Annotated in this window: 13 protein-coding genes; 3 read left to right on the top strand and 10 right to left on the bottom strand. The window is 51.0% G+C overall.

Features of this window, described 5'->3' with window-relative positions:
* Window positions 1-4: 4 nt before the first annotated feature.
* On the bottom strand, window positions 5-1,072 hold the full coding sequence (locus AC07OI_RS16095) for an STM4015 family protein (RefSeq protein ID WP_495257909.1): 1,068 nt from the start codon (window positions 1,070-1,072) through the stop codon (window positions 5-7).
* A gap of 507 nt (window positions 1,073-1,579) precedes the next feature.
* Between AC07OI_RS16095 and AC07OI_RS16090 the strand changes: the two genes are divergently transcribed.
* Window positions 1,580-1,792: a cold-shock protein gene (locus AC07OI_RS16090; RefSeq protein ID WP_162043691.1), complete on the top strand. Its 213-nt coding sequence runs from the start codon at window positions 1,580-1,582 to the stop codon at window positions 1,790-1,792.
* Window positions 1,793-2,203: 411 nt separating this feature from the next.
* Window positions 2,204-2,335, top strand: a complete 132-nt coding sequence (locus tag AC07OI_RS16085; protein ID WP_492704674.1) for a hypothetical protein — start codon at window positions 2,204-2,206, stop codon at window positions 2,333-2,335.
* Between the two features lie 47 nt (window positions 2,336-2,382).
* Here AC07OI_RS16085 and AC07OI_RS16080 read toward each other — a convergent pair whose 3' ends face one another.
* Window positions 2,383-3,360 (bottom strand): alpha/beta fold hydrolase, encoded by a 978-nt coding sequence (locus AC07OI_RS16080; protein WP_495257908.1) that lies wholly within the window; start codon window positions 3,358-3,360, stop codon window positions 2,383-2,385.
* A gap of 20 nt (window positions 3,361-3,380) precedes the next feature.
* A complete protein-coding gene (locus tag AC07OI_RS16075) occupies window positions 3,381-4,328 on the bottom strand; it encodes a LysR family transcriptional regulator (RefSeq protein ID WP_495257907.1) in 948 nt (315 codons plus the stop codon).
* A gap of 127 nt (window positions 4,329-4,455) precedes the next feature.
* On the opposite strand from AC07OI_RS16075, the gene AC07OI_RS16070 reads away from it, so the two are divergent.
* Window positions 4,456-4,671, top strand: coding sequence for a hypothetical protein (locus AC07OI_RS16070; RefSeq protein WP_492704671.1), 216 nt, complete (start codon window positions 4,456-4,458; stop codon window positions 4,669-4,671).
* Here the strand turns inward: AC07OI_RS16070 and AC07OI_RS16065 are convergent.
* From AC07OI_RS16065 to AC07OI_RS16035, 7 genes are read right to left on the bottom strand one after another with little or no spacing between them, the layout of a single operon-like run.
* A complete protein-coding gene (locus AC07OI_RS16065; protein WP_492704670.1) occupies window positions 4,668-5,117 on the bottom strand; it encodes a tellurite resistance TerB family protein in 450 nt (149 codons plus the stop codon). The two genes, AC07OI_RS16070 and AC07OI_RS16065, sit on opposite strands and share 4 nt — an antisense overlap.
* Before the next feature lie 26 nt (window positions 5,118-5,143).
* Window positions 5,144-7,045, bottom strand: a complete 1,902-nt coding sequence (locus AC07OI_RS16060) for an ATP-binding protein (RefSeq protein ID WP_495257906.1) — start codon at window positions 7,043-7,045, stop codon at window positions 5,144-5,146.
* Window positions 7,042-7,761, bottom strand: a complete 720-nt coding sequence (locus AC07OI_RS16055; protein WP_492704668.1) for a PspA/IM30 family protein — start codon at window positions 7,759-7,761, stop codon at window positions 7,042-7,044. The genes AC07OI_RS16060 and AC07OI_RS16055 overlap by 4 nt, the downstream gene beginning before the upstream one ends.
* 56 nt (window positions 7,762-7,817) lie before the next feature.
* Window positions 7,818-8,675 carry a hypothetical protein gene (locus AC07OI_RS16050; RefSeq protein ID WP_495257905.1) on the bottom strand — a complete coding sequence of 286 codons (858 nt, stop codon included), beginning with the start codon at window positions 8,673-8,675 and terminating at the stop codon, window positions 7,818-7,820.
* A gap of 17 nt (window positions 8,676-8,692) precedes the next feature.
* Window positions 8,693-9,586 (bottom strand): hypothetical protein, encoded by an 894-nt coding sequence (locus AC07OI_RS16045; RefSeq protein WP_495257904.1) that lies wholly within the window; start codon window positions 9,584-9,586, stop codon window positions 8,693-8,695.
* A gap of 22 nt (window positions 9,587-9,608) precedes the next feature.
* On the bottom strand, window positions 9,609-10,520 hold the full coding sequence (locus AC07OI_RS16040) for an ABC transporter ATP-binding protein (RefSeq protein WP_495257903.1): 912 nt from the start codon (window positions 10,518-10,520) through the stop codon (window positions 9,609-9,611).
* A complete protein-coding gene (locus AC07OI_RS16035) occupies window positions 10,517-11,314 on the bottom strand; it encodes an ABC transporter permease (RefSeq protein WP_492704664.1) in 798 nt (265 codons plus the stop codon). Before AC07OI_RS16035 ends, AC07OI_RS16040 begins: the two co-directional genes overlap by 4 nt.
* Window positions 11,315-11,319: the final 5 nt, after the last annotated feature.

Raw genomic sequence — 11,319 nt, 5'->3', positions numbered from 1 at the left:
GACTTTATTCAGTGACAGCGGGATAACGCCATTCATCTTCAATATCTTGCTGGTCAGTGACATCGACGAGGATAGCTAATTTTTTGAATTCCTTGATCATGTCATTTGACAAATAATGGTAATGCAAATCCAGTTTCTTAAGTCCGCCTATCTTGGCACTGTCCAGCAATGCACGGCCACCATCGTCACTGAGCGTACCCATGGACAAGTCCAGCGTTTCCAGTTGCTCCAGCACGGATGCCTGTGCAATTTCAGTTGCTATCTCATTGGCGATTTCACTATCTACCAGACCCAGGTGTTTCAGTTTGGGGAACAAGCCTTTTTGCATGAAAGGACGCAGATCGTCGATCTTGCCATCAAAACCGTATTCATCAACGCCGATATACAGTTGCAGATATTCTAGATTAGGCAAGTGGGCAGTCGCAATTTTTTCTATGGCTTCTTTGGGGAGTCCACCACATTCTATGGTCAATGCTTTGAGATGTTCATGCTTTAGTGGCTGGGAAGACAGGATCAGGTCTTTCGAACCCTTGATATGCAAGCGTTCCAGCGCGGGGAAGGCCGCAAACAATTTGGTGTAATCTGCCTGGGTGATCCAGGATATCTCGCACTCTTCCGAATCCATGTCACCAACAAATAATTCTTTCAATTGTGGCAGTTTGCCGGGATTGGCGATCAAGAGATCCAGAGATTCTTGCGGACCTTCTTCATATGCTTCTTCCCAGGCGGCAATCACCAGTGACTCAACTTCTGTTGCCTGGCTACTGTCCAGAAAAGCGGTGACTTTTTCCAGCAAAGTCTTGCCTTCTTCTGCTTCGTCGTAACTGACGCCTATGCGTCGTGCTATTTTCTTGGCGCTGGCATCGGTTTTTTCTACATAACCTTTTTTGGTTTTTTCACTGATCAGCTTTTCCATTTCTTTTTGTGCTTTTTCTGGTGTATCAAAGCTGCTGATTTTTTCCTGGCCTGCCGTACCTATCTTGCCGTACTTCACATTCAAGGTATTCGCTTCAATTTCAACTTGCCAAAATTTGTAAGACTTGGAATCCTGGTATTCAAAATAATGTTTCATTGCCTGACGCCTTTAAAGTGTGCGGTTGGTCTCGCGAAAGAATGATCAACAAATCATTTTTCTTGTTGGGGGGCTGCAAAAATATCTTGTCTTTCATGCTAGATAATCAGGTTCACCCCGCACCTTGTCAAGCGAGAAAATCAATTGTTACATTGCACAGTTTTACTATTTGTTTTCCTATGAAGATGGACAAATTTCTCAGACACAATTATCTGGAAATATTTTTTATCAGGGCTGTCCTGACAAAGTAATTAGTTACCGCCGGTTATCGCTGCTGATAAACTAGCAAATGCATGCCTTCAAAAATATTTTTAAAGAAAATTAGGCACTTTTGAAGTAAACGTGTATATTCCGTCCTGTACTTGCATCAAGTCCTTAATTTGTTGGTCCCAATTCCGCATAGCTTTATCTCTCTGGCTGTTCTGTCTTTTTTCCACTGGTTTTATCACTTGCTTACAAGTCCATTTTGGGCGATTTTGCCCATGGTTTTATCAAAAGGAAAAAAACATGAGTACTCAAACAGGTATAGTTAAATGGTTCAACGATGCTAAGGGCTTCGGCTTTATCGCTCCTGATGCAGGTGGTGCAGATCTGTTCGCCCACTTCCAGGACATACAGTCCAGCGGTTTCAAAAGCCTGAGCGAAAACCAGCGTGTGTCTTTCGAGCGCACAGCCGGCCCTAAAGGCGACAAAGCCAGCAACATCCAGGTTCTGTCCTAATATCAGACCAAGGTCTTTATTGACCTTGTCGGGTGAATTCAATTTGCCCGGTCGCAGCGCTTTTGACTAATTTAGTAATACCGGCCAGTGACACCACGCAGATAGCATGGGTCACTGGGAATTAGTCAATCGCATGGCGACACCCTTCATCTGTCAGTGTTTATGTCTCGTACAAAATGCTGATGCGCAGAATGATACTTACCGGCTCTTGGTACCACGCAGATAGCATGGATTAAGAGAAAATGGTATTGTCGTTAAAGGATGCATAGTGCATCCTGTGAACAAGACCGCAGAGTAAGCTCAGCCTACTCCAAAGCGCCTTCATTCTCACCGGCTGGATTTGCATGCATATGCGAACCGGGAAATGGTGTAGTGAAGTGTTGAAGGATCTCATTCGTGGTACCTCCTGACATGGACCGAACTATAGCGGACCAGCAGGAACAGGCAAACACCCCCACATTGCACCGCGCAGATAGCACGGGTGATGTACCAATCAGTGACACCATGCAGATAGCATGGGTTGTTGTCAGTTTGCCGGAATGAATGGAATGCCCACCCCTGGTGGGCTTTTTGCGTTTACATCCAAAGAATTATTTCAAGAAGTCCTTCACTGCGGCTACCGTCGCTACGGGATCTTCTTCATGTGGCACATGGCCCAGTTTATCGAATATCACCAGCTTGCTGCCTGCGATATCCTGATTGAATTTGCTGGCATATTCTGGTGGTATCAGCCTGTCTTGCCCACCCCAGATAATCAGCGTGGGGACATGGATAGTTTTGATGCTGGTTGCATGTGAACCAGAACTGGTTTGCTGAAAGCGCTGGCCCAGGGCATGACGGTTACCTTCACGCAAAGTCATGGCGGTATACCTGTCCACCAGTGCTGGTGTAACTTTATCTGGATTGCCGTAGACGTTTTTCACACTGTTTTCCATCAAATGACGTGGCAAGAAATGTTCACCTATCCATGCCAGTTGCGGCATGCGGGCGATACGAAATCCCAAAGGTATGGAAGCAGCTTTAAAAGCATAACCACCAGCATCCACCAGTATCAGGCGCTCTACTCTTTGCGGTGCGGCGACAGCTACCTGCCAGGCGACTTCGCCACCAAGAGAATTGCCAGCAATGATGCAATGACTGACTTGCATGGTGTCAAGCAAATCGAGTATGAACTTTGCATAGGTAGGGCTGCGGTAATCAGCATCGGCCCTGGGGCCTGTCAAGCCAAAAGCCGGGATGTCCATGCTGATCACGCGGTGCTGGTCTTTCAGTTCTGCCACCCAGCCTTCCCAGGTATGCAGGCTGGCCGAGGTGCCATGTATCAGCACGATGGGCACGGGGTCATCACGCCTGCCTTCGTCACGTACATGGACAGCAATGCCATTGACGTTGATGAATTGCGATGGCGGCGGGGCCCAGCGAGCTTTCAATTCGTCCACGGGTTCATCTGGTGCCCAGAACATTACAAGGGCAATACCTGCCAGACCGAGCAGGGCCACGCACAGACCGGCTATGAAGAGGAAAAGTTTCAAGAAAAATCGCTTACCAGGACGCAACGAATTTTGCATATTTATTCCTCAGGGAGGTCTTACTTCAAAGCTGCTTCCAGTGCATTACCTGCAATTTGCATGAAAGCACGTACTCTTGCGGTATTGCGTAAATCCACATGCGTCAGCATCCATAAAGGGGATTGCAAGGCCGTGATTGGTTCAGACAAAGCCCGCAGGCCAGCCACGTCCCTGGCCACAAATTCTGGCAAAATGCTGATGCCCATGCCGGTCTTGATCAGGGCCGTGGCGCTGGGAAAATGATCAGCACGTGCCACCACGACCTGGGATGGTACATGGGCATCAACCCAGCGGTCATAACTCCTGTCCTGACCATCAAAACCTATCCAGGGAAACTCCCGTGTCAAAACTTCCAGAGGCAACAAAATCTTTGGTTTGAGTGCCGCCAGGCAAGGGGCTTCATGCCAGCCATACACACGTATCCTGACTTGCCCGAGCTGTCGCCCAACCAGGGTATCCGGTACGTCGGCTGACATGCGTATCGCCACGTCAGCTTCGCGCCGCGCCAGGTCCACTCTTTCGCGGGCGGTGCGCACTTCGACTTCAATCTGACTGTGTAATGCGTGAAATTTTGCCATTGCTGCGGGCAACAAATACATGGCAACTACATGCGCTGTCGTGACGCGCACGTGACCAGTGAGACGGGTATCGCCGCCCATGATTTCGCGCTCGGCCTGGGCGATCAGGGGTTCGCATTGTTCTGCTGCGTGCCGCAGGCTTTCGCCAGCTTCGGTACAGACGTAGCCCGTGCGTAAACGCTCAAACAGGCGCACTTCCATTTTTGCTTCTATGGCTTCTATGCGGCGCAATACCGTGGAGTGGGTGACTTTTAAAACACGGGCAGCAGCAGACAGGGAACTGGCACGCGCTACCGTCAGGATATAACGCAAATCATCCCAGTCAAGGCGCGTGGCAGGCTGTCCCGGCTTATCAGAAACACCAGCAGAAGGTAGGTTTTGTCTGTGCATTTTTGCGAATTAAAACTGCAAATTCGTCGATTTAATATGCACAGATTAGCACCTATACTGCGCCCATGACCAGAGCTGATTGCATCAACTGGCCAGCAATGTGGTCTATCAGAGACGGGAAAACAACATGGACAGCCTATCATTCATCATCAAACAGGCAGGGAAACTTCCCAGATTATTTGATCTGGTCAAGGCTGCGCGCGCAGCTTTTGATCAATGGATAACGGGTGTTAACAGCAGGATAGATGCGCGCCCCATGCCCCGCCAGCACAGGCTGGGATCATGGGAGCGCCCATATCAGCAAACAAGCAAACAGATACAGACAAACAAGGACGACAATTAACCCAGCTCTTTGGCAACCACTGCCACTGATCCCGCATCAGGCAAATGTGAAATTTGTGCCAGCATATGATCTTTGATGGTTTCATTGATTTCATCAAAACGCGCTGGTGTTATATTCAGACTGGCAGCAATGGCACGTACAGCTTGCGTTTCAGCATCGCTGAATGCGCCATCGGCAAAGCCTGTCATGACGCTGAGGGCAAGAACCATTTCACGTTCTTGCTCTGTCGCAAAATCACTTGCTGCCAGTGTGTAATCAGCGGATGCAGCCAATACATCATCGAAAGATGGGTGGCTTGCTGCGCTGATGCTGCCTTCATAGAAGCTTTTGATCAAAGCAACTTCTGCAGGATGGATGCCATCTGTTTTTGCTACCTGCAACATGGTTTTGCTGGCAGCGATGATGGCACTATCACTCAGGGATTGTGGGGCAAGAAATGGAAACATGGTTTTCTCCTGGATATAGATTGAATTTAAATCGCATTGCGCAAGACTTGCAATTGCTGCTGCACTTCTTGCGGTGTCATATTCTTGAAGCGGTCCGGCAACATGGAGCGGCGTGAGGTTTCAAACACGGCCAGCATTTCCATGAAGGCTATCATTTGTGTTTCTTGCGGTGGCATGAAGTCGGCCACGGCCATCTCAAAAATTGCTGAGGTAATTTCACCATCGCCACGCTTGGCAAATTCCAGCGCCAGCAAGGCTACTGCTTCCAGATCGGCATTTGAATAGCCGCGCAAGACATCAAACACAGGCAGGGTATTGGCCCAGTCTATTGAACATTTGACGTCGTAACGGCTAAGTATTGCTTTGACGATGTCAGCACGTTCAGTGGCAGTGTCGGCATAAAAGAAAGGTATCTTCCTGTCCAGACGGCCAGGGCGCTTGATATCGGTATCGAGTTTATCAGGACGGTTGGTCATGAGAATGAACAAGACCTTGCCGCGGTTCTCGGTATCAGACATGAATTCTTTGAGACGGGCAATCACGCGTGAACTGGTACCACCGTCAGAGTCATCTCCCTGCTTGCCAAAGCTGCGGTCACCTTCATCAATGACGACGGCTATCGGCCCCATGGCCTTGACGGCATTCAGCACACGCTCAAGATTGGCCTCAGTCGAACCCACCCATTTGGAGCGGAAATTTTTCAGGCTCACGCCTGACAATCCCGCTTCTTTCAAGAATGCCTTGATGACAAAGGTCTTGCCTGCGCCCATCGCACCAACTGCCAGCAAACCCATGGGTGATCTTGCCTTGTCGCCAGATTTAATGGCCTTGGCAATTTCCATCAATTCAGTCTTGATATGTTCGTTGCCACCGACAGCACTAAGGTCATGCTTGGGTTCGATAAACTCGATGAGGCCAGCGCATTCTTTTTCTATCAGCTCACGCTTGCGCTTGCGCACTATTTCCATCATTTCGGAATAGGGGTCAATATCGACATCTACCGAGAGAGTCTTGCCCGGGTCTATCAGGTGGGCGATTTCTTCCGGTGTCATGCCTGCCGTGATGGCTGATAGTTTTGCTGCCCGGTCTTCTGCATTGGCCTGGCCTTGCAAGAGACTGGCGATGAGTTTGGTACGCTCTGCTTCCCGCAGGCCTTGCGGGCCTTCAGCAGCAACGATGCTGCTCAGTTGTATCACACGCAGGCCAGCAGTTTGCTTCGCCAGCAATTTGACTTGCTGCTCTTCCATCTTGGGGGCGTAATGCCTGACCGCTGTTTCGCGCTCTGCTTCTTGCGGAATTGGCACTTCTACTGCAGCCACCTTGGGATTGGACATGATGGCCTGATTGATCTCGGCCAGTGACTCACACAACAAGATGACAACATTGTCTTTTTGCGCCAGTGCATCATCGAGTGACCAGCGATGCAGGGTGGTGAAGGCGATGCGGTCTTCCAGCGACATCATTTGCGGGTCGCCATTCGGGAAGATCGTGCCCGCATAAGGGAAGATCACGGCATTCGATGCATGTTCACGCATGCGCCGCTCTACCGATTCAAAGATGCCCGGCAAACCCTTGTCAGCCAAATAGCCGTACAAGACTTCCTTCTCCTCTGTCGTTGCGCCTTGCAGGAAACGCACGCCGCGGTCAAGGCTGATTTCCATGATGCGGTTTTTATTGTCCTTCAATAAAACCTGAGACAAGAATTCAGACATGCCATGGGCGACACCATCGACCAGGTAGCGGTCAAATACATTGCCATACAAGACGAAGACAGAAGCCTCGCCCGCCAGATATTTCTGCCTCAGCTGTTCTGCCCAGACGGGCAGAATGCGCTTGCTAGTGCCAGGTTCGCTCATGGATTTTTGCTCTATCACATTGACTACTTCATTAATCACTTCTTTGACCGCTTGATTACCTGCATCAATCACATTGTCTTGCCACCAGCGGCAGTACCTGCTGCCTGGCTAGCCCTGGCTTTTTTCATGTCTTCCAGTTGTTGCTTGGCTGTGACTGCACCGCTGCTCTGGCGGAGTTTTGCCAGACGCACGTCAAGGTCAGAGCTGCGCAATTCCTGACCAAGGTTGGCTTCAGCCACGGTGTTTTTAATATGGTCGCGCACATTGCTGAGGGCCTTGACTTCGGCATCTACAGACAAGCCTTCGAGCTGGTTCTGTATTGACACCCGAGCTTGCGCACTGTGCATCTGCGCCAGCATGCGGTCTTTTTCTGCCTTGAGTTTATCGATCTCGCCCTTGACTTGCAGCAGAGAATCCTTGGCATCATCGGCATCGGTCTGGGCAATTTTCATGTCATCTTGCAGGGCAGCGACGCTGGCATCGAGGGCATTTTTCTTTTGTATCAGCACGACTGCCAGATCGTCCTGGTTAGTGGCGATAGCGCCTTCCAGGTCGGCAGTGATGGATGCCAGTTCGGCTTGTTCAGCCTTCAAACGAGCTTCTACATCCTGCCTGCGGCGTATGATGGCGGCGGTAGCAGCCTTGAGCTTGGTGTACTTGCTGATCATGGAATCGATGGAATTCTGGTAGGCAATTTCCGGGTGGCGTTTTTCCACGTCGGTGATCCACAATGAGACGAAGCCTGACCAAAGATTGGATAAGCGGGCGATGAAATTACTGTCAGACATGATGTTCCTCTTTTAGGTAAATAATTGACCGTGAGTTGGCTGTGAATTAACCACGTTTATCGAACAATCGCTTCGAAGAAGGTTTTGTGATGTTTGGCAAAAGTCTGAAAACCCAGGTCCAGGCTGGCACGCATGGCTGCATGTTCCTTTTTCGGGCTATAGGTAAAGGCCAGTTCGGCACCCTTGGTGGCCCATTCAAAATGGTCAGCCTCGGCTGCGCCGCCATGACCACTATGTATCTGCAACCATTGATAGCATGAATGGCTTTGACCGGCGATATCCTGCTTTGCCTTTTTCAGGAACCGGGTCACTTCTTTTTGTTCTTTGCGCAGGTATTCATCTATCATCGAGAACTCGCGGTCAGCCAGGATTTCTGATCCCAGATGATAGCCTATCGCTGCCATGATGGCATCCCTGCTGTCTTCGCTGCCGTTGCCGTAGCCTTGTGCCACCTTGGCATTCAGGGTTTTCAGCCAGGCGGGCTCATTGAGCAGTTTATTCAGTTCTGCGGTAGTAGCAGCATAGCCTTGCTGTCTGGCAAAACGCAACAAGCCAGCCAGTGTCGCCTGGGCCAGGCAACGATGAGTATCGCGATGCACAGTATCGCGGTCATCAAACTCATCACGCGCGGCATCAAAGAAAAAACTCGCCACAAAGACACTGCGGTCATTCAGCAGGCGCTCTGCGATGGTCTGGTCAACAAAAGTGGTACGCGAACGCCCTATCTTGCCAGATAGCGAAGCCACGCCGGAACCAAAAAAACCATTCCAGCTGGTATAGCGTGCAAAGAAACGCAGCAGGCCCACGGCACCATCCTTACCGGCATGGCTCAGTGCGTTCTTCACGCGTGACTGCGCCAGCTCAAAGTCTGCCAGTCCTTGCAAATCTTCCTGCGTAATGATGTTGTATTCCATGATGCTCGCCTTCCCGTTTACTGTGTATTTTTCTGTGCCTGCGCTTGCACTCTTGCCCCGCCTGCGACGCGGCTTTGCCGGCGGTTTTCCAGCTCCTGCGAAATGACAGGCACGGTATCGCGCAATGCTCCTTCGAGTTCCGCTTCCAGGTCTTCTTCCAGTCCCAGCTTGGCTATCGATTCTGCCAGCTTGGAATCAACGTCAGACGAAGTCGGTGCGGTCATGATGGTCTGGTAAATCTCATCCATCTGGTCTGGCATGGAAATGATGGCAGCTTCTATCGCCGCCTTGCGACTGAGCATGCGGCGCTGTCTGGTGATGAGGGACAAATAATCATTGCGCGCCTTTTGCAATTGCAACTGATCCATGCCTGGCTTGATATCTGCCAGGTCCTGATCTATGCGCTCCAGGCGCATTTCCACTTCTCTCATATTGACCGAGTTTGCACGCTCTTCTATCACCGTCAGGGCCAGCCACATGCTGAGGTAATCGAGGGTAGCATCGTCGAGTTTTTCCACGTCATTCATGGACAGACTGGTGCGGCTGTCACTGGCATACTGATAAAGGGAGGCCACATGCTGCAGCATGCGCTGATAGGCATCCATGGAACCGAATACCTTGAAGGCGATGCCTTCGCGTTTGTGTATCTCTTCGAGGAAATGCTGCCTCGATGCCGCTCTTTCCTGTTCCCGGTATTTCTTGTCGACAGTGGCGCGGAAATTTTCTGAATACGGTATGAACATGGCGGCGATGGTTTCGCCAGCCACCAGGCCTATCAGGGGAATCAGCGCGGCATTGAAACCATAGGGTATGGATATCAATACGCTGGCGGCGACGGTACCCAGCACGGCAAAGACATTGCCCTGGCTGTACAGCATTTCCTTCACATATGAAACTTGTTTGATCTGCACGTTTTTATTTCAATTCGTTATTTCAAATGGTGACTCTGAGCGTACCGCGTCCGGCGCTTAATTTGTGGAGTTGTGAGAGCACCCGTTCCTGCATGGTAACTGCCTCGGTAGAACGTTGCCATACTGCAGAACGTGGGCGACTCTCGGTAATTTCAAAGTCGTCAGCGATCTTGGCAGGCTGGGTAGACAAGACGATGACACGGTCGCCCAGCAGCAAGGCCTCAGTCACATCATGCGTGACGAATACGATGAGGCAGGGACTGGTTTTATGCAAAGTGATCAGCAGACGCTGCATTTCTTCACGGGTTTGTGCGTCAAGCGCGCCAAAGGGTTCATCCATGAGCAGGATACGTGGGCGTAATACCAGCGCCCGCGCCAGTGCCACACGTTGATTTTGTCCGCCTGACAATTGCGCAGACGAGAGGTTTTTCTTGTCAGCCAGCCCTACTGCTTCGAGCATATCGTCTACGCGTTTTTTCCATTCAGCTTCGGGGAATTTTTTCTTCCACAAACCGAGGCGAAATGGAAATGCCACGTTTTCATAGACTGTCAGATCAGGGCGGTTTGCATAGCGCTGAAATACCATGACGGCATCGTCATGCGGGCCATCACATGCTTCGCCATTGATATGTACAGAACCGGATGTGGGTGATTGCACACCGAAAGGACGCACGCCACCCATCATGTGCAGCAAGGTACTTTTGCCACAGCCCGACGGGCCCAGCAACATATTGATGGTGGGCTTGTCAAACGACAGGCTGATGCCATCAATCACGCGCGTGACCGGACCACCTTCGTTGGTATATTCCTGCACGATTTCATTGAGTTGCAGGCTGATGTCGGTGGTCGTTGTCATGGTAGTTGCAGCACTTTTGTCTGCGCTTTTGTCCGCCATATTGTCCGTCATGGTTTCCGTCTTGGTATCTGTGCTCACTGAGAAGTTTCCCATGGATAGAGCTTTCTTTTCAACAGGCGCATCAACTGGTAAGTCACCAGTGCCAGTGCAATGATGACGATGATGCCGGCAAACACCTGGTCCATGGCGCTAAAGCGGCGTGCGTTCTGTATCAGTTGGCCCAGGCCTTCACGGGCATTGACGTATTCAGCCACGGTAATATAAGTCCACATGACCGAGATACTGACCACGACAGCGTCGGCAATACGCGGCATCGCCATGGGCAGCACGGCTTTTGTTATGCATTCCCAAGGTGTGGCACCCAGGTCACGGGCGCTGATGTAATAACTTTGTGGCACAGCCTGTATGGCATCACGCACCATGGGCACCAGGTACACCACCGCACCGATGAACAGGAAGGCGATCTTCATCACCTCACCTATGCCCAGCCACATGACGAGTATGGGCAGCAGAGCGACCACAGGGGCAGAACGGAAAGGATCTATCAGCGGTGACAGCAAGGCATTCAAACGCGGTGCAGCACCCATCATGACACCCACTGGTATGCCGATAGCAATCACCAGCAGGCCAGCCGCCAATACCCGGCCAGCCGACCACAGGGTGGCATTGAACAACATGCTGTTACCCTCATTCCATGCCAGATACAGCATGGCCTGTGCCACTGCCCAGGGCGATGGCAGCCTGGTCGGACTGACCATGCCGGATGCAGCAATCGCAGCCCACAGCACCAGTACCGTGGCGACAGATGCTATGCCCAACTGGCGTCGCAAGCCAGGCGACATGACGGCATAAGGATTCCAGAATGTCGTCATGATGC

The sequence above is a fragment of the Undibacterium sp. GW821-FHT07F11 genome (genome assembly GCF_059418665.1).
This window is presented reverse-complemented; position numbering and strand designations above follow the sequence as displayed.

Bases quoted from the DNA above. Each gene is read 5' to 3' on its own strand.
- AC07OI_RS16085 (WP_492704674.1), top strand. From the start codon at position 2,204: ATGGACCGAACTATAGCGGACCAGCAGGAACAGGCAAACACCCCCACA.
- AC07OI_RS16090 (WP_162043691.1), top strand. From the start codon at position 1,580: ATGAGTACTCAAACAGGTATAGTTAAATGGTTCAACGATGCTAAGGGC.
- AC07OI_RS16065 (WP_492704670.1), bottom strand. From the start codon at position 5,117: ATGTTTCCATTTCTTGCCCCACAATCCCTGAGTGATAGTGCCATCATC.
- AC07OI_RS16075 (WP_495257907.1), bottom strand. From the start codon at position 4,328: ATGCACAGACAAAACCTACCTTCTGCTGGTGTTTCTGATAAGCCGGGA.
- AC07OI_RS16080 (WP_495257908.1), bottom strand. From the start codon at position 3,360: ATGCAAAATTCGTTGCGTCCTGGTAAGCGATTTTTCTTGAAACTTTTC.
- AC07OI_RS16055 (WP_492704668.1), bottom strand. From the start codon at position 7,761: ATGTCTGACAGTAATTTCATCGCCCGCTTATCCAATCTTTGGTCAGGC.
- AC07OI_RS16095 (WP_495257909.1), bottom strand. From the start codon at position 1,072: ATGAAACATTATTTTGAATACCAGGATTCCAAGTCTTACAAATTTTGG.
- AC07OI_RS16050 (WP_495257905.1), bottom strand. From the start codon at position 8,675: ATGGAATACAACATCATTACGCAGGAAGATTTGCAAGGACTGGCAGAC.
- AC07OI_RS16070 (WP_492704671.1), top strand. From the start codon at position 4,456: ATGGACAGCCTATCATTCATCATCAAACAGGCAGGGAAACTTCCCAGA.
- AC07OI_RS16035 (WP_492704664.1), bottom strand. From the start codon at position 11,314: ATGACGACATTCTGGAATCCTTATGCCGTCATGTCGCCTGGCTTGCGA.